22 protein-coding genes are annotated in these 25074 nt (G+C 64.1%); 12 read left to right on the top strand and 10 right to left on the bottom strand.

From position 1 onward, the window contains the following. Window positions 1–50: 50 nt before the first annotated feature. Window positions 51–791 (bottom strand): EF-hand domain-containing protein, encoded by a 741-nt coding sequence (locus WDB86_RS00265; RefSeq protein WP_339107750.1) that lies wholly within the window; start codon window positions 789–791, stop codon window positions 51–53. 215 nt (window positions 792–1006) lie between these two features. On the opposite strand from WDB86_RS00265, the gene WDB86_RS00260 reads away from it, so the two are divergent. After that, complete coding sequence (locus WDB86_RS00260) at window positions 1007–1630, top strand: NUDIX hydrolase (RefSeq protein ID WP_339107751.1); 624 nt, start codon at window positions 1007–1009, stop codon at window positions 1628–1630. Here the strand turns inward: WDB86_RS00260 and WDB86_RS00255 are convergent. The 5 genes from WDB86_RS00255 to msrB all read right to left on the bottom strand — a co-directional run bounded on the left by WDB86_RS00255 (window position 1627) and on the right by msrB (window position 5250). Further along, window positions 1627–2517, bottom strand: coding sequence for a DMT family transporter (locus WDB86_RS00255; protein ID WP_406721028.1), 891 nt, complete (start codon window positions 2515–2517; stop codon window positions 1627–1629). The genes WDB86_RS00260 and WDB86_RS00255 overlap by 4 nt on opposite strands. Window positions 2518–2585: 68 nt before the next feature. Beyond that, window positions 2586–3110, bottom strand: coding sequence for a lipocalin (locus tag WDB86_RS00250; protein WP_406736269.1), 525 nt, complete (start codon window positions 3108–3110; stop codon window positions 2586–2588). After that, on the bottom strand, window positions 3098–3466 hold the full coding sequence (locus WDB86_RS00245; protein ID WP_339107754.1) for a hypothetical protein: 369 nt from the start codon (window positions 3464–3466) through the stop codon (window positions 3098–3100). The genes WDB86_RS00250 and WDB86_RS00245 overlap by 13 nt, the downstream gene beginning before the upstream one ends. Beyond that, window positions 3444–4487, bottom strand: a complete 1044-nt coding sequence (locus WDB86_RS00240) for an aldo/keto reductase (RefSeq protein ID WP_406721030.1) — start codon at window positions 4485–4487, stop codon at window positions 3444–3446. The genes WDB86_RS00245 and WDB86_RS00240 overlap by 23 nt, the downstream gene beginning before the upstream one ends. Before the next feature lie 313 nt (window positions 4488–4800). After that, window positions 4801–5250, bottom strand: coding sequence for a peptide-methionine (R)-S-oxide reductase MsrB (gene msrB, locus WDB86_RS00235; protein ID WP_339107756.1), 450 nt, complete (start codon window positions 5248–5250; stop codon window positions 4801–4803). 257 nt (window positions 5251–5507) lie between these two features. On the opposite strand from msrB, the gene WDB86_RS00230 reads away from it, so the two are divergent. Then, window positions 5508–6833 carry a hypothetical protein gene (locus tag WDB86_RS00230; RefSeq protein ID WP_406736268.1) on the top strand — a complete coding sequence of 442 codons (1326 nt, stop codon included), beginning with the start codon at window positions 5508–5510 and terminating at the stop codon, window positions 6831–6833. A gap of 6 nt (window positions 6834–6839) precedes the next feature. Continuing rightward, window positions 6840–7583 carry a hypothetical protein gene (locus WDB86_RS00225; protein WP_406721032.1) on the top strand — a complete coding sequence of 248 codons (744 nt, stop codon included), beginning with the start codon at window positions 6840–6842 and terminating at the stop codon, window positions 7581–7583. 11 nt (window positions 7584–7594) lie between these two features. Here WDB86_RS00225 and WDB86_RS00220 read toward each other — a convergent pair whose 3' ends face one another. Next, complete coding sequence (locus WDB86_RS00220; protein WP_406736267.1) at window positions 7595–8611, bottom strand: putative zinc-binding metallopeptidase; 1017 nt, start codon at window positions 8609–8611, stop codon at window positions 7595–7597. Between the two features lie 367 nt (window positions 8612–8978). On the opposite strand from WDB86_RS00220, the gene WDB86_RS00215 reads away from it, so the two are divergent. The 4 genes from WDB86_RS00215 (at window position 8979) to pdeM (ending at window position 15538) form a co-directional block, all read left to right on the top strand. Then, a complete protein-coding gene (locus tag WDB86_RS00215; protein ID WP_406736266.1) occupies window positions 8979–9641 on the top strand; it encodes a hypothetical protein in 663 nt (220 codons plus the stop codon). After that, a complete protein-coding gene (locus WDB86_RS00210; RefSeq protein WP_406736265.1) occupies window positions 9638–12220 on the top strand; it encodes an HWE histidine kinase domain-containing protein in 2583 nt (860 codons plus the stop codon). The genes WDB86_RS00215 and WDB86_RS00210 overlap by 4 nt, the downstream gene beginning before the upstream one ends. A 103-nt stretch (window positions 12221–12323) precedes the next feature. Next, complete coding sequence (locus WDB86_RS00205) at window positions 12324–14738, top strand: ligase-associated DNA damage response DEXH box helicase (RefSeq protein WP_406736264.1); 2415 nt, start codon at window positions 12324–12326, stop codon at window positions 14736–14738. An 8-nt stretch (window positions 14739–14746) separates the two neighbouring features. Next, window positions 14747–15538, top strand: coding sequence for a ligase-associated DNA damage response endonuclease PdeM (gene pdeM, locus WDB86_RS00200; protein ID WP_406736263.1), 792 nt, complete (start codon window positions 14747–14749; stop codon window positions 15536–15538). Between the two features lie 34 nt (window positions 15539–15572). On the opposite strand, the gene WDB86_RS00195 is transcribed toward pdeM, so the two are convergent. From WDB86_RS00195 to WDB86_RS00185, 3 genes are read right to left on the bottom strand one after another with little or no spacing between them, the layout of a single operon-like run. After that, window positions 15573–16073, bottom strand: coding sequence for a DinB family protein (locus WDB86_RS00195; RefSeq protein ID WP_339107763.1), 501 nt, complete (start codon window positions 16071–16073; stop codon window positions 15573–15575). A gap of 40 nt (window positions 16074–16113) precedes the next feature. Further along, entirely contained in the window at window positions 16114–17694 is a 1581-nt protein-coding gene (locus WDB86_RS00190; protein WP_406736262.1) for a cisplatin damage response ATP-dependent DNA ligase, read from the bottom strand. Continuing rightward, the gene (locus tag WDB86_RS00185; protein ID WP_406736261.1) at window positions 17694–18695 is read right to left on the bottom strand and encodes a ligase-associated DNA damage response exonuclease; all 1002 of its coding nucleotides are present in this window, start codon (window positions 18693–18695) and stop codon (window positions 17694–17696) included. Before WDB86_RS00185 ends, WDB86_RS00190 begins: the two co-directional genes overlap by 1 nt. A 153-nt stretch (window positions 18696–18848) precedes the next feature. Here WDB86_RS00185 and WDB86_RS00180 point away from each other — a divergent pair, with 153 nt between their 5' ends. The 5 genes from WDB86_RS00180 to WDB86_RS00160 all read left to right on the top strand — a co-directional run bounded on the left by WDB86_RS00180 (window position 18849) and on the right by WDB86_RS00160 (window position 25056). Next, entirely contained in the window at window positions 18849–20915 is a 2067-nt protein-coding gene (locus WDB86_RS00180; RefSeq protein ID WP_406736260.1) for a PAS domain S-box protein, read from the top strand. Window positions 20916–21208: 293 nt separating this feature from the next. Then, window positions 21209–22099, top strand: a complete 891-nt coding sequence (locus WDB86_RS00175; protein WP_406736259.1) for an SPOR domain-containing protein — start codon at window positions 21209–21211, stop codon at window positions 22097–22099. Window positions 22100–22111: 12 nt separating this feature from the next. Beyond that, entirely contained in the window at window positions 22112–23290 is a 1179-nt protein-coding gene (locus WDB86_RS00170; protein ID WP_339109527.1) for a D-alanyl-D-alanine carboxypeptidase family protein, read from the top strand. A gap of 9 nt (window positions 23291–23299) precedes the next feature. After that, the gene (tmk, locus tag WDB86_RS00165; RefSeq protein WP_339107768.1) at window positions 23300–23929 is read left to right on the top strand and encodes a dTMP kinase; all 630 of its coding nucleotides are present in this window, start codon (window positions 23300–23302) and stop codon (window positions 23927–23929) included. Further along, the gene (locus WDB86_RS00160) at window positions 23929–25056 is read left to right on the top strand and encodes a DNA polymerase III subunit delta' (protein ID WP_406736258.1); all 1128 of its coding nucleotides are present in this window, start codon (window positions 23929–23931) and stop codon (window positions 25054–25056) included. Before tmk ends, WDB86_RS00160 begins: the two co-directional genes overlap by 1 nt. The last annotated feature ends 18 nt before the right edge of the window (window positions 25057–25074 follow it).

Genomic DNA, 25074 nt, shown 5'->3' with positions numbered 1-25074 from the left:
GAAGCCGGCCCGAAAAAACGGACCGGCCAATCACTTATGGAAGACCAAACTCAGTTTGCATTATCGGCTGCGGGAGCCTCGGGCGCATCTGCGGGCGGCATGGGCGGGCGGCCATTCGCGTCACCGCGCGGACCACGATCCCCTTTCGGGCCATGCCCGTCACCGCGCGCACCGTGATCCCCACGGCCCCCTTGGTCCCCACGGGCACCATGATCGCCTTTTGCGCCCTGATCCCCGCGCATGCCACGCTCGCCACGCGGACCACCCTTGCCGTCAAAACGGTCATGGCCCGCCGCCATCTTCTGCTTGGCCGCTGCCAGCTCGTCGGCATCAAGTTTGCCGTCGCCATTGGTATCGGCCATCATGAAGAACCGGATTTCCGGATCGGGCTTGGCGGCCAGCTCGGCTGCGCTCAGCTTACCGTCGCCATTGCTGTCCATCATCTCGAAATAGGCCTTCACGCGCTTCTCGATGCGGGCCTGAGCGTCCGCCATCTCTGCGGCAACCATCTCTTCTTCGGTGATATAGCCATCCCCGTTCGCATCAAGCTTGGCGGCTTTTTCCGCCCGCGGGGCCTGCAGTTCTTTCAGGGTTACAACACCGTCTTTATCGGTATCAAAGCGCGAGAAATCCATTGCAGCGCCAGCTTTCCCATCGCGCGGAGGCATCGGGGCCTCTGACTGCGCGGGGGCGGGCTGGGCTTGCTGGGCCGAAACGCCGCCTGCCACCATGGCGAGGCCGGTCGTGGCCAGAAGAACTGCTCCGATGGATTTCTTGATCGTCGTTTTCATCTCGAACTCCTCACCGATCCGTTCAGGACCTGTCCTATTTGCTACGTGCGCCGCCTGTCTTTCCGTTGCCAGATCGGCGCGGTATCATTGCGTTTCCAATTCCTCCGAAGGGGCGTGTGCGCCTTCGACCTGTTCTTTTTGTCGCCCGACCCTGAAGTGAGCCTGAAGCAAACTTAAGCCCCGATCACATCCGCATCACGAAAAACGGAGACCCCATGTCCGCGCCGCTCCCCCCCCAGACCCCGCCACCGATCCGCGATGCCTGCAGCCTTATTTTATGGCGCCAAACCACGCAGGGGCCGGCCGTTCTGATGGGGCAGCGCGGGGCGAAGGCCCAGTTCATGCCGAATAAATTCGTATTTCCGGGCGGCGGGCTGGACCCGCAGGACACCTCAAGCCCGCAGAATTCGGGTCTCTCGCCGCGCTGCCATCGGCGACTCGGGGCGCTGGCCGATGCGCTGATCAGTTGCGGATTGCGCGAATTGCAGGAGGAAACGGGACTGACGCTGCGTCAGGGCGCCGGATTACACTTCATCTTCCGGGCCATCACGCCGCGCCAGCGCCCCAGACGATTCGATGCGCGTTTCCTGATGGCCGATGCCCGCGACCTTGCCAATCCCGACGCCCCTCTGCCCAATGATGGGGAATTGCGCCATCTGACATGGGTTCCCCTGCACGAGGCGCGCGCGCTGGATCTGCCCTTTGTCACCGAACTGGTGCTGGCCGAGGCGGGTGCCTTGCTGGCTGCGGCCCATAGACTGCAGGATATGGCCCCCGCTGAGGGGGTCCCGTTTTTTGACAATCGCGGCCCGCGTCCTGTCTTTTCGCGGATCTGCTAGGCGGCGGCCAGCACCACCACAATCACCGAGGCCAGCACCAGCGCGATGCCCACCGCCTCGCGGCGGTGCAGCCGCTCGTGGAAAATCAGCACCGACGCGCAGAGGGTAAAGACCATCTCCACCTGCCCCAATGCCCGCACATAGGCGGCATTCTGGAGGGCGAAGGCCATGAACCAGCCCGCAGAGCCTGCCGCGCCAAGAATACCGACCCAGATCGTGCGCGACCATGCCCGCAGCACGCGCGTCAGTTCGCCGGGTTGGAACAGGCGCAGGCACAGCCCCATCCCCAATGTCTGCACCGATGTCACACAGGCCAGCGTGACAAAGGCACGCCCCATGAAGGGCAAGGGCATGAGCTCCAGCGTCGCCCCGCGATAGGCGATGGCCGACAGCCCGAACAGCCCGCCTGCCACAATCCCGTATACCGCCGCTCTGCCCGCGATGCCCCCTTCGGGCGGGCGCGAAAGGCACAACACCCCCACCAGCCCCAGCACGATCCCGACCCAGCCCAGCACGGCAATCCGGTCCCCCAGAAAGACAAGCGACATCAGCGCGACCTGCACCACTTCGGTTTTGGTAAAGGCAATCCCCACCGCGAAATTACGCAAGGCAAACAACCGCACCAGAAGCAGCGTCGCCGAGGCCTGCGCCGCGCCGCCGATCACCACATAGGCCCAGAACCCCGCCCCCATCTGGCCGAACAGATCCGCAGGACGGCCCATCTCGGGCAGCAAGATCAATGCGCCCGCAATCGCCAGCGGTGCCCCGAACACAAAGCGCGAGAACGTGGCCCCTGCGGCCGACAGACCCGACCCGGCCAGCTTCTTTTGCAGCACGAAACGCCCTGTCTGCAGGGCTGCGGCGCAAAGGGTCAGGAGAATCCACATTATACAACGCTTTCCGTCCCGCGCGAGAAGCTCGCGCAGGATCAATGGTGACGATCCCGCAGGCGGGATCAGTTGGTAATAAGGTTCAGATAGTAGCCGTTAAAGGCCATGACTTCGCGCGCCGCCGTCAACAGGTCCGAGCGCGGCCCGACCGAGGGGCGCACCATGATCTGGCCCCAGCGGCCCGACGGAGTGCCCAATGCGACGATGCGGTAATCCTGATCGACCCATAGCACCCAGACCGGTTCGCGGCCAAAGCTGTCCGAGGTCGAGATCCGCCCGCCCGGTCCGGTTACAACCGCCGTCCCGCCAAGCATGCGCGGTGCCGTGCCATCGCTGCAATCGGTGCCCGAGAGGCGATAGCCGGTCTTGCCGGAGAGGGCCCAGTTCTGCTTGCTCCCCGCGCAGCGCGGCGTGCTGGAGGCCACCACCAGCCACTCGCCGGCAAAGCGTTCGGGGTCGAAAAGTGCCGCAGAGGAAATCCCCGATTTCGGATCACGCACCAGCTTTTGCTGCGGTGCGCGGCCACAGCTGGCCAAAGTCACAGCAGCAATCGCGGTTGCAAGGGCCAGGTTCCGGCTCAGCCAAGGCATTGGGTCACACTCATACCGTTTTCGGTGCGGATGTCGTTGCAGCCCATCAAGGGGCGCACCGGCGCACAGGTGTTCGACCGGGCAAGACATTCACCCTCGCAATCGGACGCCTTGCGACAGGACTTACCTGCATCTTTCGGCCGCGTCACGCAGATTGCACCATCCGCCCGCTGATTCCACGTGCCCCCGCGCTTTGTGCAGGACTGCTGCAACAGGCTGTCGCGCGCCTTGCCCACGGGCGGCAGGGTCTGTGCCGCCCCGGGCGTGCCGAATGGGAGGAAACCGGGCCGACAGGAAGCCACGCCCATCAGCGCAGCCCCCAGCAGGATGACCTTAAAAGGGCATCGGGTGATCATGATGCACCTTGGCGATCGCCTCTTTGACGTCAGCCGACAGCACCAGCCCCGCCGCATCGATCGACGCCCCGATCTGCGCCACCGAGCGCCCGCCAATGATCGGCAGGCAGGGGAAGGGGCGATCCAGCGTGAAGGCGATGGCCATCGTGATCGGGTCCAGCCCGTGATCGCGGGCAATCCTCACATACAGATCGGCAATCTCGAAGGCGCGCGGATTGGCCCGTCCGCCCAGATTGCCATTGGCCGCCATCCGCGACCCCGCAGGCACAGCCCCGCCCGAATACTGCCCCGACAGAATACCGGCGGCGAGCGGCGAATAGGCCAGAAGCGTGACATCCTCCTGCACGCCCAGTTCGGCCAGATCGAGATCGTAATAGCGGCACATCAGCGAATATTCGTTCTGGATCGAGGCCACGCGCGGGCCGTGCCCCGCCTCGGCCAGTTCCAGAAACTGCGCCGTGCCCCATGCGCTTTCATTGGACAGACCGAACGCACGCAGCTTGCCCTCCCTGACCAACGCCCCTAGCGTTTCGAGACACTCGACCATATTGGCGCGGATCTCCGATTTCGCGGGCTGCCGGTCGGGTGCAAAGCTCCATGTCTTGCGGAAATGGTAGCTGCCGCGATTGGGCCAGTGGAACTGGTAGAGGTCGATATAATCGCTTTGCAGGCGGCGCAGGCTGTCCTCGACACAGGCGCGGATGGCCGGCCCGGTGATCGCCGCCCCCTCGCGCGCGGCACCGCCCTCGCCGGTGATCTTGGTCGCCAGAATGACATCCTGCCGCTTGCCGGTTCGGGCCAGCCAGTTCCCGATGATCTCTTCGGTGCGGCCCACCGTGTCCTTCGACACAGGATTGACCGGATACATCTCGGCGGTGTCAATGAAATCCACGCCGCGCTCCAAAGCATAATCGAGCTGGGCATGACCGTTTTCCTCGCTGTCCTGCGAGCCCCATGTCATCGACCCGAGGCAGATCTCGCTCACCTCGATATCGGTCCGGCCAAGCTTTACTTTACGCATATACTCATTCCTCTCAGAGTGCGGGGTCAACTGCGGGTCCGACGCGCGGGATGGACATAAGCCACAAAGACGCGCCCTGTCCGGCGGGACGCGCGCATCAGTCGGGCCTATCGGGGGCGAGCCTGCCACAGCGCCCCGCCATTCAAAAGGCCCCGAGGCAGGACCTTTTGTGCGCAGATTCACATATTTTTCTGCCCCCGAGCCAAACCGGAACAGAACCGGAGACACCGCGCGGGACAGGCAGGCAACGAAACGGGCCACAAAACGGGCCACAAAGGGGGGCGGCGCGCCAGCGCTCCGCCCCCCCTTGCTGTCAGTCGATGCGGGCAATCAGATCGCCATAGCCTTCGGCCTCCATCTCCTCGAGCGGGACAAACCGCAGCGAGGCCGAGTTGATGCAATAGCGCAAGCCCCCCTGCTCGCGCGGGCCGTCGGGAAAGACATGGCCCAGATGGCTGTCCCCATAGGTCGAGCGGACCTCGGTGCGGATCATGCCGTGGCTGGTATCATGGATCTCGGTGATGTGGTCAGCAAGGAGCGGGCGGGTAAAGCTGGGCCAGCCGCACCCCGATTCATACTTGGACGAGGATGCGAAAAGCGGCTCGCCCGAGACCACATCCACATAGAGGCCGCGGCGCTTCTCGTGCAGATACGCGCCCGTGCCGGGGCGTTCGGTGCCCGATTGCTGGGTCACGCGGAACTGCTCGGGCGTCAGGCGTTCGATCGCGTCGCGCGACTTGGCATAGGTCTTTTCGGTGCTCATGGATATCTCCTTTGCTGGCTCTCAAGATATGGGGCGCGCGGCAAAAGCAAAGGGGCAAAACGGCCCCAAAGCCGCGAAAGCCCCAACGGCGCGAAATCCGGCGGCCCGTCTTCCCCCTTTACTGAGGCGGGGGCTGGCAGGCGCGCGCCCTTGAAATACGCGCCTCCCATCGCGATTTATAACGGGGCCGTGCCGATGATGCACCGCCCCCACCACCAGACGTTCTTCCCAGCCCTGCCCCTTTAAAGGAGCCGCCCTTGGCCGATACGCCTCTTCCGCCCGTTTCGCAGACCTCCATCCCCCCCGAAAGCGAGGCCCATCGTTACGCCCACGAGCTGTCGCGCCACCTGCGCTGGCTCGACAGTTTTACCGGCGCGGCGCTTGGCGTGCTGGCGGCGGCGTCGGGGATCTATACCTATCTGGGCGTGCGCTCGCTCTTGGATGATAGCGGGGCATGGACCACCTTTGCCGCGCTCAGCTATTCGCTGGCGGTCTCGGTGGGGATCTTCGTGTTCTGGTCCTATATGATGCGGCTTTTGCCCGCGATGCGCACGGCGGCCTCGCGGCTGGGCTTGCTACTGAGCATGGCGCTGGGATCGCTGGCGATTGTCGCCATGTCGAGCTGGCTGAATGCCGCAGCGCTGGCGGGGGCTGCGGCCGTAGAACAGCATCTGGCCCATACCGTACAGGAGTATCAGACCGCGCTGGAACGCACCCATGCCAAGACCATTGCCGGTCAAGCGCTGGCCCGCGATGTGGCCCGCGTGCGCGACACATTCGACGGGCTGTCCCAGCAGGAAGCCACGGGCGATCTGTCGGGGCTTGCAGGGCGTGGTGCGGTCTTCCGCGTCCTGACCCAGAAATCCAACGAGCTACAGGGCCTTGAGGCGCAGATTGCCGCACAGGACAAGGCGGTGGAGGAAGCCTTTGCCAATGGCAATGCGATCCTGTCGCGGATGCGGGCGCTTTCGGTCGAGCCGGGCGCGGTCGAGGGCCGCTCGGTGCGGTTTTCCGAAGAGGCGGTGCGGCTGTCGGCGATTATTGCCGAGCTGCGCCAGTTGAATGTCGCGCCTTTGGTGATGCGGGCGGCGGCAGACCTGCGGGATTCGGTGGTGCTGCCCGACCTTGATGCCAGCACCGATGCGGGGCGCAGCTCGCAAGAAAGCACGATTGCCTCGGTCATGACCCTTCTGGCCGACCGCGCCAGCACGCTGGAAAGCGCCGCCGCCGAGGTGCAGGCCCTGCCCGACCCCGCCGAAATCGAATATACCGCGCTTTCGGCTGCCGATGCGGTGATCCGCTATGCGGGCAATTTCGTCCCGTCCTGGGCGGGGGCGATCGCCATCGACCTGCTGCCTGCCGTTCTGGTCTTCATCCTGATGGTGGTGCAGTCGGCAATCCGTCAGGCGCAGGGCGCCCATGCCCCCGAAGAACATATGACCGTGGCCGAGCTGCGCGCGGCGCTGGCGGCTGCGCGGGATCTGAATATCGGGCCTGACCTGACGCCGCCCCCCACGGTCCCCCCGTCCGAGATGCGGCACGGAACGCCCGCGCCTGCCGCCTCCCTCCGTCCGGTGGAGTAAGCAGCGATGCGCGACATATCCCAACCGCCCAACCAGATCCGGCGCGTCATCGTTGCGCTGATCGGCGCGCAGGTGGCCATTGGCGTGGCGCTGATGGGGATTGACCTGATCGGTAGCTGGGGCGGCAAGGACCCGCTGACCGCGCCCCTGCCCTCCGGCCCCTCGACCCGCCCCTATACGCCCGATCGCAGGCCCGGCACCGCTCCGGGCGTGCCCGCCCCGCAAGGCCCGATGCCCGAGCGGCTGGAGCTTGGCGGCGAAGGGGCGGATCTGACCCTGACCGGCCAGATCGCCGTCGGCGATGCGGCCCGCATCACCGAGGAACTGCGCCGCCGCGCCGAAACGGGGCAGACCATCCGCATGGTCAGTCTGGATTCGACAGGCGGTTCGGTCTCGGATGCGCTGGAGATCGGCGAGGTTCTGCGCGACAGCGGCATTGCGACCTCGGTCAAGGACGGGGCGATCTGCCTGTCCGCCTGCCCCTATCTCTTTGCCGGAGGCCGCACGCGGCAGGTTGCGCCCAATGGCAAGCTTGGCGTGCATCAGCACAGCTTCGGCACCAGCGCCATCCTACCCGCCTTCATGGCGGTGGAATCTGTGCAGCGCGGGCAAGCGGCGGTGATGGCCTATCTGATCAGGATGGGCATCGACCCTGCGGTGATGGAGCCTGCCATGCGAACCGCCCCCGACCGGATCTATCTGCTCTCGAAAGCCGAGTTGCAGCAGTATGGCTTCCTTGCGCCCCCCTGATCCGCCGCCCCCTAATCCGCCAGACATCCCTGCCGGATGACCTGCCGCACCCAATCCAGCTTTTCAGAGACCTTCGGGGTGAGGATGAAGGGATAGAAGCTGGGATGGCCCAGACTGTCATTCAGCGCGTTCAGCGCCAGTGACAGCGCGATCCAGGCCGAGACCAGATCCTCCATCGCGATCCCCAGCAGCCAGAACAGGATATCGCGCGGGGCCTCGGGCGCGGCCAGTTCGTGCCCTGCAGGCATCAGCCCGTAACACAGCGCGGTTTCCAGCCCGTCGAGGATATGCAGCAGGTTTGCCCAGCTTTCGGCGAAATCCTCATAGGGATGGGCGGTGGCATATTCGGATACGAAGGCCTGCTCCCACCCTGCGGGCGCGGGCTGCGCGTAATGGCGCTCCAGCGCCTGCCCGTAATCTTCGCGCTCATCACCGAACAACGCACGGCACGCCGCCAGACGGTCGGGAAAGGGCTTCACCAGCACCTCCCAGAACGCATGCCCCGATTCGTGGCGCAAATGCCCGATCAGGGTACGATAGGGCTCGCCCATTTCCGCACGGGTCGCGGCGCGATACTCATCATCGGCCTCGGCGATATTGAGCGTGATATCGCCATCGGCATGCCCCATCACCACCGCTTCGCCCGCATCCGGCGCTTTGAACAGAAAACGCGGGCGCGGCCCCGCGCTGTCGGTCAGGGGCAGATCCAGCAGGACAGCCATCCGCATCAGATTGCGCTTGGCCGCTTCGAACTCGGCCCAGCGCTGCAGATTGCCCTCCACTGAAAGATCGGGGATCACCGTCGTATGCCGACAGGACAGGCACAGCCCTCCCTGCGCGCCCTCCTGCGCATCGGCCACCCAGTTACAACCGATACGCGCACGGTTTTCACAAGCCGGCAGGCCTTCCGCCCGCAAATCCAGAAAGCCGCGTCCGGGCTCGAACACGAGTTCCGTCCCGCAGGACAGACAGGTGTCATTGCCGAAATAGACTTCGGCGCGACAGGACGGGCAGTGATAACGCATCATGGGCAGACCCTCCGCAACCGCCCGAAACCTACGCGAAACCTGTGCGGGCGGGCCTGTGATATTCTCCCCACAAATGGCGCAAGCCAGCGCCAAGACAACCTTGGTCGCGCGAGAACTTTATTTTTGCACCGAGGGAACTTTCACGACCATGACAGGTTAGCCCGATTGGTATGCATGAACCGAAATCTTCAGCCGATAGGCCACGAAAAACGAGGGAAAAATCTTTGAGTTATGTCTTTTGACATAGTTGGGATGCGGCACCTGTGCCAAGGGGGACGAGGCGCATAATTTGTGCCCTCTCATTCTTTATAAGTTTCGCTATACCCGCGCGTAACAAGTTCACTCTTACTGCGAAAGCATGTTGCCATTGACCCATTCCCCCGCCGCGCCAGAGACGGCCAGTTCCGGTGCACAAACCCTGCGCGATGCCCTGCGGCAGCGTCTGACACCTGCCCATGATGCCTTGGACCGCGCGTTCTCGGCGCTCGATCTCGGGATCGATGCCGATTATGCAGTCTTCCTGCGCGCGCATCGTCAGGCTCTGGGCCGGATGCAGGCCGCAATTGATACGGATCCTGCACCGGAGCAAATGGCGGGCTCGGCGCTGATCCGCAGGCTGCTGGCGGCGCTGGAGGCCGATCTCGCGCCTTTCACGGGTCATGCCCTTTGTGGCGACGCGCCTCAAAGCCAGAACACGGCCCCGCTGCGCCTGCATCCGCTGGCCCGAGACTATGTGCTATTCGGGTCGCGGCTGGGCACACAGGTGCTGGCCCGCCGCCGTCGCGAGGCCCTTGTGCAACAGGGCCGCGACGCGGTGCCAAGCCAGTATCTGGAGCATGTTTTCGACCCCCGTCTTTGGCAAAACTACGTTCATCAAACATCTCAAATTTCGGTAGAAAATCCTCAAACCGAGAGTATTATCGCAGATGCCGAACAGTGCTTCGAATGGTTCGCCCTTGCCCTGTCTCAGCATCTCTCGTCCCCTGCTGCACCGATGCATCCCCATCGGGCAGAGAAAGCACCTTTATGACCCAGATGCCGGACTATTCCGCCTTGACCCAAACGGATCTTACAAATTGCGACCGCGAACCGATCCACCAGCTCGGGCGCGTCCAAAGCTGGGCCTGCCTGATTGCGCTGAGCCATGACTGGATCGTGCAGCATCATTCGGCCAATGCCGCGCGCATGCTGGGCCTTGCTGCCGAAGACCTGCTGGGGCTGCCGCTGGCCGATCTGCTGCCGGTGCAGACCAAGCAACTGATCCGTGCCCATCTGACGCGGCTCAGCCTCGACCAGCAAACGGTGCGTCTTTTCGGCTTGGAAATCGGGCGGCGCGGTGTGCTTTTTGACGTAGCGGCCCATGCCTATAAGCATGGGTTCATTCTGGAATTCGAAATCAAGAAAAGCCACAACCATGCCAGTGATCTGGCCGTAGTGCAGCCGCTGATCCAGAAGCTGTCGACGATGCGCGATGTGCCGCAGATGGCGAGTTCTGCCGCCGAAAGCCTGCGTCGCCTGACGGGGTTTGCGCGGGTGATGGTCTACCAGTTCTCGCCCGATGGCTCCGGCAAGGTGATCGCCGAGGCGCTTGCCCCCGGCATGAGCGGCTATCTGGGGCTGCGCTTTCCGGGGTCCGACATCCCCAAACAGGCGCGCGCCCTTTATAAACGCTCGCTTCTGCGGCTGATCGGCAATGTCGATGATGCGGGCTCCGAGATCTTACCGGCGCAAAACCCGATGGGGGAGCCACTGGACCTGTCGCTTTCCGTATCGCGCTCGGTTTCGCCGATCCATCTGGAATATCTGCGCAATATGGGCGTTCAAGCCTCGATGTCGGTGTCCATCCTCAATCAGGGGGAATTGTGGGGGCTGATTGCCTGCCACCATCCCGAACCGCTGATCATGGATTACGAAAAGCGCACCTCGGTCGAACTTTTCGGCCAGCTTTTCGCCTACGAGCTGGCCCGCGCCGAGACGATGATCGAAAATGAATCGGCCCTGCGCGCGCAAGAGACCCATAACCGGATCATGGCGCTGGTTTCGGCCACCAGCGAGTGGGCCGAGAATTTCAGCGATATCGCCCGCCAGATCGAGGATCTGATCCAGTTCGACGGGATCGCGCTTTACAGTGACGGCAAGCTGCTGACACAGGGCACCACCCCGACCGAAGAACAGTTCTACCGCCTTGCACGCTATCTCAACACCGCTTCGGGATCGCGGGTCTATGCGACCGACCATCTGTCCAAAGGCTTTCCCGAGGCCGCGACCTATCAGGAAGACTGCGCCGGCCTGCTGGCGCTGCCGATCTCGCGCCGTCCGCGCGACTATCTGGTGCTGTTCCGCCGCGAGATCGCGAAATCGGTGACATGGGCGGGCAACCCCGAGAAACCGGTCGAGCATGGTCCCAATGGCGACCGCCTGAGCCCGCGCAAATCTTTCGAGGCGTGGCGCGAGGAGGTGCATGGCCACTGTGCGCCTTGGGCGGCGGGCGAGTTGCGGGCCGCCGAGGCTCTGCGCGGCACCTTGCTGGAAGTGGTGCTCAAGCTGACCGATCAGGCCGAGAAAGAGCGCAAACAGGCGCAGGAACGGCAGGCATTGCTGATTTCTGAGCTGAACCACCGTGTGCGCAATATCCTCAATCTCATCCGCTCGATCATGAAACAGTCCAGCAGCGGCGCCGAGACATTGAGCGAATTCACCGTGGCACTGGACGGGCGCATCAACGCGCTGGCGCGCGCCCATGACCAGCTGACCCGCGACCAGTTCGCGCCGATCCCGCTGGCCGAGCTGATCGAGGTCGAGGCCAATGCCTTCGGGCTGGGCAACAAGAGCCGTCTGGATTTCAGGGGCCAGAATATCGTCATCACGGCAGAGGCGTTCACGCCCTTGGCGCTGGTCTTCCACGAACTGGTGACCAATTCGGTGAAATACGGGGCCCTGCATGCGCCCAGCGGACGGGTCGAGATCGGCATTACCGAAGAGCCCGATGGCACATGGACGATCGACTGGCACGAGCGGGGCGGACCCGTGGTGCGTGCACCGACGCGCCGCGGCTTCGGCTCGACCGTGATCGAGAAGACCATCCCGCATGAGCTGAAAGGTGCCGCCGAGGTGCGTTACAACTCGGCCGGCGTCGAGGCGCGCTTCTCATTACCGGCCAATATTGTTATCACTCATCACCCGTTTGATGGAAATCCAGAGATCAATATGCAAGACGAAACCTCTCCTGCCAGTGGCGAACCTTGGGTTGGTGGTCCGGCTCTTGTGCTGGAAGATACGATGATCGTTGCGCTGGATCTGGCAGGGATGCTGGAGGACATGGGCGCGGACGAGGTGCGCACGGCGGCCTCCGTAGCCGAGGCGCTGTCGATCCTGAAGGACGGGTTCGTGCCGAAGCTTGCCGTGCTGGATGTCAATCTGGGCGAGGAAACCTCGTTGCCGGTGGCCGAACATCTCGCCGCGCAGGGGGTCCCTATCGTGCTGGCTTCCGGCTATGATGCGAACGAAGCCGGTATTGACGCCTATCCCGAGGCCGAGCTGATGCGCAAGCCCTATACCACAGGGGATCTGTCGGATGTGCTGACCAAGATGGGCTTTTTGCGGAACTGACCCTGCCCTTGCCTCCGCCCCTCCCGTGCATGTAACGGCGGGGCGGTGACAGAACCCTTCGGCGCCCTATTGCGCGGGCGCCGGACCACCCTATCTGCTAGGCATGACAGCCCAGATCCCCCCTCCGCCAGAACCGGCCCTGCCCCCCAAGCTGCAACGCTGGTTTACAGATCAGGGCTGGGTGCCCCATCCCCACCAGTTGGAAATGTTGCGCCAGCCAGGCGACACGCTGCTGATCGCGCCCACAGGCGGGGGCAAGACTCTTGCGGGCTTTCTGCCCAGCCTTGCCGATCTGCTAAAGGGCACCGAAGGCGGGCTTCATACGCTTTATGTCTCCCCGCTCAAGGCGCTGAGTGCCGATATCGCGCGGGCGCTGACCGCCCCTGTGACCGGATTGGGGTTGCAGATCCGCATCGAGGACCGCACGGGCGACACCAAGGCCACCACCCGCAGGCGGCAGCGCGTGGACCCGCCCGACATCCTGTTGACCACACCGGAATCGCTGGCGCTGCTGCTGTCCTATCCCGAAGCCCCCAAAATTTTCGCCGGTGTGAAACGGGTGATCCTCGACGAGATCCACGCCTTGGCCGAAAGCCGCCGCGGGGACCAGCTTATGCTGGGGCTGGCGCGGCTGCGCGTCCTTTCGCCCGCACTGACCGTCACAGGCTTGTCGGCCACGGTGGAAGACCCCGAGGGGCTGGCCCGCTTTATGGGCGGGGCGCATATCCTGCAGGCCGATCCCGGACCGCCCCCCGATATTGCCATGCTGGCCACCACCGATCCGCCACCGTGGTCGGGCGGCGGCGGGCGCTATGCGGTGCGCGATGTGATGGCCGCCATTCGCGAGGCCCGCCTGACGCTGGTGTTTCTGAACACCCGCGCGCAGGCCGAGCTATTCTTTCAGGCGCTCTGGGAGGTCAATGACACCAACGAGCCGATCGGGCTGCATCACGGCTCGCTGGCGCGTGAGGCCCGCCAGAAGGTCGAGGCGGCGATGGTGGCAGGCCGCCTGCGCGCTGTGGTCTGCACCGGCTCGCTGGATCTGGGGCTGGATTGGGGCGATGTCGATCTGGTCATTCAGGTGGGTGCGCCCAAGAATGTCAAACGTCTGGTGCAACGGATCGGGCGGGCCAATCACCGCTATGACACGCCCTCGCGCGCGCGTATCGTCGCCGCCAACCGCTTTGAGGAGATCGAATGTGCCGCAGCCCTCGAGGCCGTGCGCGCGCATGATCTGGATGGCGACCCGCGCGGCCCCGGCCCTCTGGATGTGCTGTGCCAGCATATCCTGCTGACCGCCTGCGCAGGCCCGTTTTCGGCAGAGGCGCTTTATACCGAAATCCAGCGGGCGGGCCCCTATACCGGTCTCTCGCAAGAGGATTTCGACGCCTGTCTGGACTACTGCGCCACGGGCGGTTACGCGCTGCGGGCCTATGACCGCTGGCAGCGCCTGATTCAGCGGCAGGGGGTGTGGCAGCTGCGCGACCCCCGTGCGGCGCGGGATCTGCGGATGAATATCGGCACCATCGTCGATAGCGAGACCCTGAAGGTGCGGATGAAAGCGCGGCGGGGCGGCGCGCCTTTAGGCGAGGTCGAGGAAGCCTTTGCCGCCACCCTCTCGCCCGGAGATACCTTCCTGATTGGCGGTCAGGTGGTGCGCTATGAGGGGCTGCATGATCTGGTGGTCGAGGTCAGCCCCGCCCGCGGGCGCGACCCGAAGATCGCGGTCTATTCCGGCACCAAGCTGGCCACCTCGACCCAGCTTTCCCACCGCGTCGAGGCGCTGATCGCGGACCCTGCCCGCTGGCAGGCCCTGCCCCCCCATTGCCGCGACTGGCTGGACCGGCAGGGCCGCCTTTCCGGCCTGCCGCAGCCGCGCGTCCTGCTGGTCGAGACCTTCCCCCGCAAGGACCGCCACTATACCTGCATCTACGGCTTTGCGGGGCGCAATGCCCATCAGACACTGGGCCTTCTTGTCACCAAACGGATGGAGGATCTGGGTCTGGGGCCTTTGGGCTTTACCGCCACCGATTATGCGGTTCTGATCTGGTCGGTCGATCCGGTGCACCATCCCGCCAGCCTGCTGGAGCCTGCGGGACTGCGCATGGGCTTTGCCGACTGGCTGGGGCAGAATGCGGTGATGAAGCGCGCCTTCCGCACGGTGGCCACCATTGCGGGCCTGATCCAGCGCACCCTGCCCGGCGGACGGCGCTCTGGCAAACAGGCGGTTTTCAGCTCGGATATCCTGTATGACACCCTGCGTCGGCACGACCCGCAGCATCTCATGTTAAGGATGACCCAAGACGAAGCGCAGCGGGGGCTTGTGGATTTTGGCCGGATCGAGGACATGTTGCAGGCCCATGAGCGGATCGTCTATCACCCGCTGGCGCATGTGTCCCCCTTGGCCGCGCCACTTCTGCTGGAGGCCGGACGGGTTGCGATCCGTGGCGGTTCGGGCGAAATGCGTCTGATGGAACAGGAAGCCGAGCGGTTGATGAAAGAGGCAGGTCTGACATGACGGACGGGATGTCGAGCATACTCCCCGATTTCGACGAGAAGCTGGTCACGGCGCCTGTGCGCTTTGCGGGCCATAGTTTCATGGTGCTGTCCACAGGGGCGCTTTACTGGCCCGAACGGCGCACCCTGATTTTGGGGGATCTGCATTTCGGCAAGGCCGAGCGCGTGGCGCGGCGGGGCGGCGCGCTGCTGCCCCCTTTCGGGGATCTCGACACTCTGGCCCGCCTTGATGCCACGCTGTTTTTCACCAAGCCCGCCTGCGTGGTCTCGCTGGGGGATGCGTTTGACGATGATGAGGCGGGGCGGTCTCTGGCGCGTTCGGTCAAGGCGCGGCTGGCGGCGATTGCCAAGGTCTCTGACTGGATCTGGATCACCGGCAACCATGATCCGGGCCAGCATGACCTGCCCGGAGATATCATGCCCGAGCTGCGCTTCGGCAACCTGACCTTCCGGCACAAGGCCGGACGGGGGCCGGATATCTCGGGGCATTTCCACCCCAAGACCCGTATCGCGGGGCGTGCCGCCCGTGCACTTCTGGTGGGCGAAACCCACATGGTCCTGCCCGCTTTCGGCACCTTTACCGGCGGGTTGGAGATGGACCATCCCGAACTGGCCCGCCTGACCGGCGGCGGCATTGCCTATGCGATGGGGCGCAAGATCCTGCGGGTGCCGATCCCTGCGCTGCCTGCGGATACCGAACCTGCGGATGAGGTGCCTGCGGCGGCGGCGCCCGACACCACCGCCCATCTGCCCGATCCCGACCCCGCGCCAGATGCCGAGCGGACAGAAGGCCAGCCCTAACGCGCGCCCCTTTGGCGCGTTCTATCTACAGGCCCTACTCCGGCATGAAGGCCAGATCGGTCACGCCCGAATTGACACCTGCCATCGACAACATGGCATGGATCTGGCCACGGTGATGGGTCTGATGGTTGAAGATATGCGCCAGCACCTGCGCATGCGGTCTGACCATATCGCGCCCCAATGCGCCGGAATACCATGACAGCGTGCCAGAGAACCACGTCTCGTCCAGCCCCTCGACCCAGTCGAAAATCTGCTGGTCAAGTGCCTGACGGTCGCTCTGGAAGAGGTCCCAATCGTGGATCAGGCCGGTGCTTTCGGGAAGGCCCAGCCCCAAGGGCGCCCCCACCCCGAAGCGCGCCAGCCATGTCTGGTCGGCCCAATAGAGATGCGAGAATGTCGCCTCGATCGATTTGAAGAAAGTGCCGAAATCGCGCTGTCTTTCGCGCATGGGCAACTGGTTGGCCGCCGAAATCATCGCGTTGTTCTGCCAGCTGTTATAGCGCGCCATACGCAGGGCACTGGTTTTCTCGGACATTGCACTCCCCCCTTTGCTACCGGACCGAAGGGTATCGGCATCAGGGCAGTTGATCCAGCAGCGATTGCAGGCGGTCGGCCTCATGGGCGGGCTTGTCCCAGCGGATGCGGTTGATGCGCGGAAACCGCATCGCCACACCGGATTTATGGCGCGCAGAGCGGTTGAGCCCCTCGAAGGCCACCTCGACCACCAGCTCCGGCACAAGCGAGCGCACGGGGCCGAAGCGTTCACGCGTATGGGTGCGCACGAAACGGTCGAGACGGCGCAGGTCTTCATCGGTGAAGCCGGAATAGGCTTTGCCGACAGGCACCAGCGGCGCCTCCGGTGCCTCGCCATCCCAAAGCGCGAAGGTGAAATCCGAGTAGAACCCCGACCGCTTGCCATGCCCGCGCTGTGCGTAAAGCAGCACCGCATCCACCAGCCGCGCCTCGCGCTTCCATTTGAACCACGGCCCGCGCGGGCGGCCGGCCAGATAGGCGCTGTCCGGACGCTTGAGCATGACCCCCTCGATCACCGCCTCGGGCGGGTTGGCCCGCAATGCCGCCAGCGCCTGCCAGTCCGCGAAAGGCACAAGCGGCGACACATCCAGCCGCGGACCAAGCCCTGCCACGGCCTGCTCCAGCCGTGCGCGACGGGCGGTGAAGGGAAGCGGTCGCAGGTCTTCGCCCTGCCATGTCAGGATGTCATAGGCACGCAGCGCGGCGGGGGCCTCGGCCATCATCTTCTGGCCGGGTGTCTTACGCCCCAGACGTTTCTGGAGATCGGCAAAGGGGGCCACCTGATCGCCGCGCCGGATCAGCAGCTCGCCATCCAGTGCGCCCTCGAAAGCCATCGCCCCGACCAGATCGGGAAAGCTGCCCGAAATATCGTCGCCCGTGCGCGAATACAGCCTGCGGGTGCCGCCTTCGGACACGGCCTGCACGCGGATCCCGTCCCATTTCCATTCGGCCAAATAGTCTTCGGGCGCGAATTTCGACAGTTCCTCCTCGGTGACGGGCGTCGACAGCATCACCGGACGGAACGGCGCAAGCGCGGCATGGGCGGGACGCGGCCCACCCTCGATCCAGCCAAACAGCGCGGTATAGGGCGGGGTCAGCCCATGCCAGAGTTCCTCGATCTCCTCGACAGATGGCCCACCGTCCTGCGCGCCCATCTGCGCCAGTGCCAGCCGCGCCAGCCGTGCCGAAACGCCAACGCGCAGCCCGCCCGTGGCCAGTTTCAGCAGGGCCAGCCGTGCGGGGGCGGCCAGATGGTCCAGCCATTGCGCGATCTGCCGCGCGGCCTGGGGCCTGGACAGCGGTGTCAACGTGCCGACCACCTCGGCCAGAGACAGATCCTCGCAAGTGGCAGGGTCGGGCCAGATCAGGGCGATTGTCTCGGCCAGATCCCCGACAAAATCGTAAGACAGCGCAAACAGCTCGACATCCACGCGCTCCGCCACCATCTCGCGCAAAAGCGCGGGCTGCACACGGCCCAAAGACAGATCACCGGTCAGTGCGGCCAGCGCATAGCCCCGATCGGGGTCCGGCGTGGCATGGAAATATGCGGCCAGATAGGCCAGTTTCGCATTGCGGCCACCGGTAAAGGCCAGACGTTCCAGAAGCTCGGCAAAGGCGCGCATCACTCGGGTTCCTCGTCATAGCCCAGCAGATGCAGCGGGCGCGCATGCCGCCCCTCCAGCACCGCCCACCGCATCAGCGCCTCCTCGCGCCCATGCGTGATCCAGAGTTCCTGCGGGTCGACCTGCCGGATGGTGCGGGTCACATCGGGCCAGTCGACATGATCGGAGATGACCAGCGGCAATTCCACCCCCCGCCTGCGCGCATGGGCGCGGATCTGCATCCAGCCACTGGCAAAAGCGATCACCGGATCGGCAAAACGCTGCACCCAGGCCGAGCCGAAGGCCGAGGGCGGCGCGATGATGATCGCCCCGTGCAGCGCCCGCGCCTGCGCGGTCTCCATTGTCGCGGGGCGCAGATCCCCCAAGGCAATACCTTGTGACAGATGGTAGTCACAAAGCGCCTGAAGCGCGCCATGGATATAGACCGGCTCGCTATAGCCTGCCTGCCGCAGCAACATGATGACCCGCTGCGCCTTGCCCAATGCATAGGCCCCGACGATATGGGCCCGTTCGGAAAACCGGCGCACCGAGGCCAGAAGCCGGTTGATCTCGTTCAGCGGGTCGGGGTGACGGAAGACCGGCAGGGCAAAGGTGGCCTCGGTCACGAAGAGGTCGCAGGGCACAGGCTCGAAGGGCGCACAGGCCGGATTGGCCACGCGGGAATAATCCCCCGACACCACCTCGCGCCGCCCGCCTTTCTCGATCACCACCTGCGCCGAGCCCAGCACATGACCGGCCGGCACAAGCCGCAGATCCACCCCGCCAAGGCGAATCGGATCTGTCAGCTTCTGCGTCGCCCCCGCGAAGGTTTCGCCATAGCGAATCCTCATGATATCAAGCGTTTCACCTGTAGCGAGAACCGCCCCATGGCCCGCTCGCGCATGATCGGCATGGCCGTGAGTGATCACCGCACGCGGCACCGGACGGTGCGGGTCGATATAGAAATCGCCCGCCGCGCAGTAGATCCCGAATTCTGTTTTAGAAATAAGGGACTTAGCCATTTCCTCTAGGTAAACCTGCAATTTTTCTGCATGTTAAGATCGTAAATCCTGTCTATATTTCCTATGTATATCAATCACATGCTTATCTTACGAAGCAGATTATTAAGTAATTCAGCCTAGTTTGGGTTCCGTAATGATTACGGAGCACCTCCCGTGTTAACCTTCAAAAAACGCCGCGCCGCCGCACCCTCTGACAGCTTTCCCATCGAATGGGCTGTCCTGCAGTCGCAAGCGGTCATCTGCTTTGCCCCCGACGGCACGATCCGTCAGGCCAACCAGATTTTCTGCGATCTGATGGGCTATACGCCCGAGGCGCTGATCGGCCAGCATCATCGTATTTTCATGCCCGACGGACAGGCAGACCTGCCTGAATATTCTGCCTTCTGGGAGGCGCTGCGCAATGGCAAAGCGCAGACGCAGGTCTTCGCACGCAAGACACGCGAGGGCGGGTGCGTTTATATCAGCGCCAGCTATACGCCGTTCTATGGCCCTGAAGGCCGTGTCAGCGGTATCATCGAAACGGCCAGCGATGTCACCAAGCAGGAAATGGCCCGCTTGGCGATGACGGGCAAGCTGGATGCGCTGGACAAGTCGAATGCGGTGATCGAATTCACCCCCGAGGGCGAGGTGATTTTTGCCAATGCCGCCTTCTGCAAGGCGATGGGCTATACGGCCCCCGAGCTGGTGGGCCTGCATCATGCAAGCTTCATGCCGGTGGGTAAGGCGGACAGTCCGGCCTATATGCAGTTCTGGGAAGAGCTGCGGGCGGGCAAGTTCCAGTCGGGCGAGTTCAAACGCCGCACCAAATCGGGGCGCGATATCTGGCTGAATGCCAGCTACAATCCGGTCACCGATCATCGCGGCAGGGTGCTGCGCGTGGTCAAGATCGCCACGGATATTACCGCCGACAAGGCCCGCACGACGGATGCCGAGGGGCAGATCGCGGCTTTGGGCCGGTCTCAGGCGGTGATCGAATTCACCCCCGAGGGCAAGGTGCTGCGCGCCAATGACCTGTTCCTAGAGGCTCTGGGCTACCGGCTTGACGAGATCACGGGCCAGCATCACCGGATTTTCGTGGCCGAGGCGGAACGGACCAGCCCCGCCTATGCGCAGTTCTGGCAGGATCTGGGGGCAGGCAAGTTCCAGCGCGCGGAATATCGCCGGATCTGCAAATCGGGCAAGGAAATCTGGATTCAAGCCACCTATAACCCGATTTTCGATGACGAGGGCAAGGTTGTCAAAGTGGTCAAATTCGCCACGGACGTGACCCTGCGCAAAAACGCGATTGCCGATTTCCAGCGTATCGCCGAGGCAATGAACCGCGGCGATCTGAGCCAGCGGCTGCATGTCGAGGTGCCGCCAGAGCTGGAAAAGCTGCGTGACGATATGAACAACTCGCTCGAGCAGATTTCGTCCCTGATCAGCAGCATCGTCGAAAGCGCGATGACGCTGAATGTCGAGACATTGAGCCTTACTCAGGCCGGCGACAAGCTGGGCCAGCGCACCGAGGCACAGGCGGCCTCGCTGGAGGAATCGGCGGCGGCCATCAACCAGCTTGCGGCGTCGGTCAAAAGTTCGGCCGATGGGGCGCGTCAGGCCGAGAAGTCGGTGGGCAGTGCGCGTATAAGGGCCGAGAACGGGCGGCAGATCGTGCAGGATACGATCGTCGCGATGAATGCGATTGCCCAAAGCAGTCAGGCCATTTCGCGCATCACCTCGGTGATTGACGACATCGCCTTCCAGACCAATCTTCTGGCACTGAACGCCGGTGTCGAGGCGGCACGGGCGGGCGAGACAGGGCGCGGCTTTGCGGTGGTGGCCTCGGAGGTCCGCGCGCTTGCCCAGCGGTCATCGGGGGCGGCACAGGAAATCGCCGAGCTGATCTCGACCTCCGAGAAACAGGTGACCTCGGGCGTGTCGCTCGTCAACCAGTCGGGCGTGTCCTTGCAGGAAATTCAGGATGCGGTCATGTTGCTGGATCAGGCCGTGCGCGATATCGCCAATTCGGCAGCCGAGCAATCGATCGGCCTGAACGAGATCCAGACGGCCGTGAACCAGCTCGATCAGGTCACCCAGCAGAACGCCGCAATGTTCGAGGAAGCGTCGGCCACCACCCGCGTCTTGCAGAATATGGCCGAGGCTCTGGCCAGAGAAAGCAGCAAGTTCATTCTGGACGCGCCTGTGGCACAGCAGGTCCCGCAGGAGCGGCTGGCCGGTTAGCGCCACAGAACACCGGTAAGCGCACCGGCTGACACATGGGCGGAAACCTCCGCCACACAGGGCGCGCACCGGCAAGGTTTCGCGCCCTCACGCATTTCTGAGGCCAGACGCCTTGTCAGGCCCCTTTCACGGCACCAGAGGTGCTTTCCTTGCGACGATTTGCCAGTTACAGTTGCGCGACACGACCGGCCCGAAAGAGGCTGGCATCCGAGGCAATGTAATCGCCGCCCTGCGGGGCGCGCTCAGGGCAGATAGGGACATTCCCATCGCGACCCGTCAATGGGAAGGGCAGAATGCACAGACGACGTCTATCTCCGGTGATCTTCATGCTTGGCGCAGGCCTGTCGCTTGCGGCCTGCCAGACCACGGGCCTGCCCTTCGGCAAAAGCAAGACCGAAGACGGTGCCGTGACCGAGCAGACCTCGGCACGGCTGGTCGAGCGTGATGTCGAGGCCCCTCAGGTCTTTTCCGTCGAGGAGCAGGGGCTTTGGGATGGCCGGCCGTCGCTGGGCGGTGTCTGGGTCGCCCATCCGACCGTCAAGGACCCCGAGCGCGTGATCATCCGCAACACCGAAAACGGCAAATTCGTGATTGGCGCACTGTTCCGCCGCGAACGCGAGAATCCCGGCCCCAAATTGCAGGTGTCCTCGGATGCGGCAGATGCGCTTGGCATGCTGGCCGGTGCGCCTGCCAAGCTTTCGGTGGTGGCGCTGCGCCGTCAGGAAGCCGCGCCCGAAGGGGCGGACCCCGCCCCCGAAGCCGAGGTCGTGGCCGCCTCCGACGCGATGACGCCCGAAACCATCACCACCGGCGCCCTGCCCGCAAAGGCCCCCCCCGCCCCGCAGGGCTCGGGCAAGCCTGCCGCGAAACCGGCAGCCAAGCCCGCCCCCGAAGCGGCCTCCAAACCGCCCGCCGCGCAGGCCGCAGCCGTCCAGCCCTCCGCCGCCAAACCCGGCGGTCTGCTGGTGCAGATCGGGATCTTCTCGGTCAAGGCCAATGCCGAAAGCGCAACCGCCAAGCTTGGTAAATCCGGCGTTGTGGCCCAGACCATCGAGGAAAACTGGCAGGGCAAGAAATTCTGGCGCGTTGTGGCTGGTCCCGCCGCGTCCCAATCCGACCGCAACACGTTGCTGACGAAAATCAAGGGGCTGGGCTTTACCGACGCCTTTGCCGTCTCGAAATAAGGAAGAAATATGATGCGTTTCGCGCACCGGTTCGCCGCACTTTGCCTCACGGTGGTGACTGTCCTGCCGTTCACGGCGCCCAAGGCAAAAGCATTCGACACCTCGGCCTCGGCGGCGTGGGTCTATGATGTCTCGACCAAAACCGTCCTGATGGCGAAAAATGCCGATATTCCGCTGCCGCCCGCCTCGATGTCGAAGCTGATGACGCTGGATCTGCTGTTCGAGGCGCTGCGCGACGGGCGGGTGACGATGGACACGACCTTCTCCGTCTCCGACCATGCGCAATCGATGGGCGGCTCGACGATGTTCCTCAACACGATGGACCGTCCGACGGTGGAAGAGCTGATCCACGGGATCATCATCAATTCCGGCAATGATGCCTGTGTGACCGTGGCCGAAGGGCTGGCAGGCTCGGAATCCGCCTTTGCCGAGCAGATGACCGAACGCGCCCACCAACTGGGCATGAAGAACTCGATGTTTGCCAATGCCTCGGGCTGGCCCGACCCCGGCCAGCGCATGTCCACCCATGATCTGGGCATCCTCGCGACCCGCATCATCACCGAATTCCCCGAATATTATAAGTTCTTCGGGATGACCGAATTCAATTACAAGGACCGCGCGCCCGCGAATGCGCAAAACCGCAACCCGCTGCTGGAGATCAAGGCCGCTGACTGGACCGCAGATGGCATGAAAACCGGCCATACCCAGGAAGCGGGCTATGGTATCGTGGGATCGGCCCATCTGGGCAACCGCCGCATCGTTTTCGTGCTGGCCGGTATGGATAGCGAAACCGCCCGCCGTCAGGAGGCCGAGGCGGTTGCCAACTGGGCCTTTCGCCAATTCGTTATGAAAACCGTTGTCACCAAGGGCACGCAGGTGGCCCGCGTGCCGGTCTGGCTGGGCGCGCAGAAAGATGTCTCGCTGGTGCCTGCCGAAGATCTCGAACTGCTGGTGCCCGCCACCGCGCAGGATGCGATCAAGGCCGAGGCGCATTACACCACCCCCATCGAAGCGCCGGTCAAGGCCGGAACCAAGCTGGGAGAACTGGCCCTGACCATTCCGGGGATCGACAAGCCGAAGATGGTCGATCTGGTCGCGGGCGAAGATGTGGCCGAAGGGGGTTTCATGATCCGGATAAAAACGGCATTGTCGCGGCTAACCGCGAAGGCCCTTGAGGCCGCTAACAGCTAAGGGATTCTGATGTTCATCAGTTTCGAGGGGATTGACGGGTCGGGCAAATCGACCCAGGCCCGTCTTCTGGCAGAGGCTCTCCGCAAGGAGGGCCTCGATGTCGTTCTGACCCGTGAACCCGGCGGGTCGACCGGGGCCGAGGAAATCCGCGCGCTCGTCTTGCAGGGCGAACCGGACCGCTGGTCGCCCCATACCGAACTTCTCCTGTTCACCGCCGCGCGGCGCGACCATATGGAACGGGTGATCACGCCCGCACTGACCGCCGGCAAAGTGGTGATCTGCGACCGTTTCGCCGACAGCACCCGCATGTATCAGGGCCTCTCGCGCGGCGATATCCGCGCTTTGGTGGACCGCCTGCACGATATGATGATCGGACGCGAACCCGATCTGACCTTCCTGATCGACATCGACCCTGCAGTGGGGCTCGCGCGTGCCAAGGGACGGCAGGGCCATGAGGAACGGTTCGAGGATTTCGGGCTGGACCTGCAAAAGAAGATGCGCGCGGGATTTGTGGATCTGAGCCACCTTTTCCCCGACCGGTTCCGCACGATCAATGGCGGGCGCTCCCCCGAAGAGGTGGCCGCCGATGTGCTGCGCTACACGCAGGACATGGCCGCCGACCTGAAGAAGGCCCCCTGATGGCCCCGAGAGCCGCCAAAACCGAGCCGGGCCTGCCCGATCCCTCCTGCATCGAGGGTGCACCCCATCCGCGTATGGCCGAGGCGGTCTTTGGCCAGTCGAAGGCCGAGGCCGAGTTTCTTGAGGCCTTCCGTGCAGGGCGCCTGCATCACGGCTGGCTACTGACCGGCCCGCGCGGCATCGGCAAGGCGACGTTTGCATGGCGTATCGCCAAATTCCTGATGTCGCAGCCCGAGGCAGGCGGCATGTTCGCCCCCGAGCCGCCCGAGACCCTGACTACCGACCCCGACCATGTGGCGGTGCGGCGGATCATGGCAGGGTCCGAACCCGGTGTGTTCGAGCTCAAGCGCGGGCCGAATGCCACCGGATCGGCGCTATCTCAGGATATCCGCGTGGACCGCGTGCGCGAGATGCGCAGCTTCCTGCATCTATCGGCCAGCGATGGCGGCCCCCGTGTGGTGATCGTGGATTGCGCCGACGAGATGAATGTGCAGGCCGCCAATGCGCTGCTGAAGCTTCTGGAAGAGCCGCCCGAGCGGGTGACCTTCCTGATGATCTCGCATCAGCCTGCGGGGCTTTTGCCGACCATCCGCTCGCGCTGCCGCGAGCTACGTCTGCATGCGCTCGACCCCGAGGCGATGGCGCAGGCGCTGGATCAGGCCGAGGCAATGGACCCCGATGTGGATATGATGGCGCTTTCGGCGCTGTCGGCAGGGTCGGTGGGCGAGGCGATCCGGCTGATCAATCTGGGCGGGCTCGAGACCTATGCCCAGATCGTGGATCTTATGGCCACCCTGCCCCGCCTTGACCGCCCCAAGGCGCTGGCCTTGGCCGAAAGTTTCACCGGCCGCCAGAATGCCGAGCGGTTCGAGCTGGCGCTGGGGCTCTTGGATCTGTTCATGGCGCGGCTGGCGCGTGCGGGCGTGATGGGCCCGCCCCATCCCGAAGGGGCGCAGGGCGAGGCCAAGCTGATGGCGCGATTGTCGCCCGATCAGCTGGCAGCGATGAAATGGGCAGCATTGCACCAAGAACTTGGCACCCGCGCGCGTCATGGGCGGGCGGTGAACCTTGACCCTGCCGCGCTGGTGGTCGATATGGTTCTTAAATTAACAGCGGCGGCCGCCTGAGCCGCCCGGAAAGAGAGG

The organism is Thioclava sp. GXIMD4215 (assembly GCF_045291555.1).
In the GTDB taxonomy this organism is placed as follows: domain Bacteria; phylum Pseudomonadota; class Alphaproteobacteria; order Rhodobacterales; family Rhodobacteraceae; genus Thioclava; species Thioclava litoralis.
Note: the sequence above shows the minus strand (reverse complement) of the source record. Positions and strands in the feature narration are given on the sequence as shown.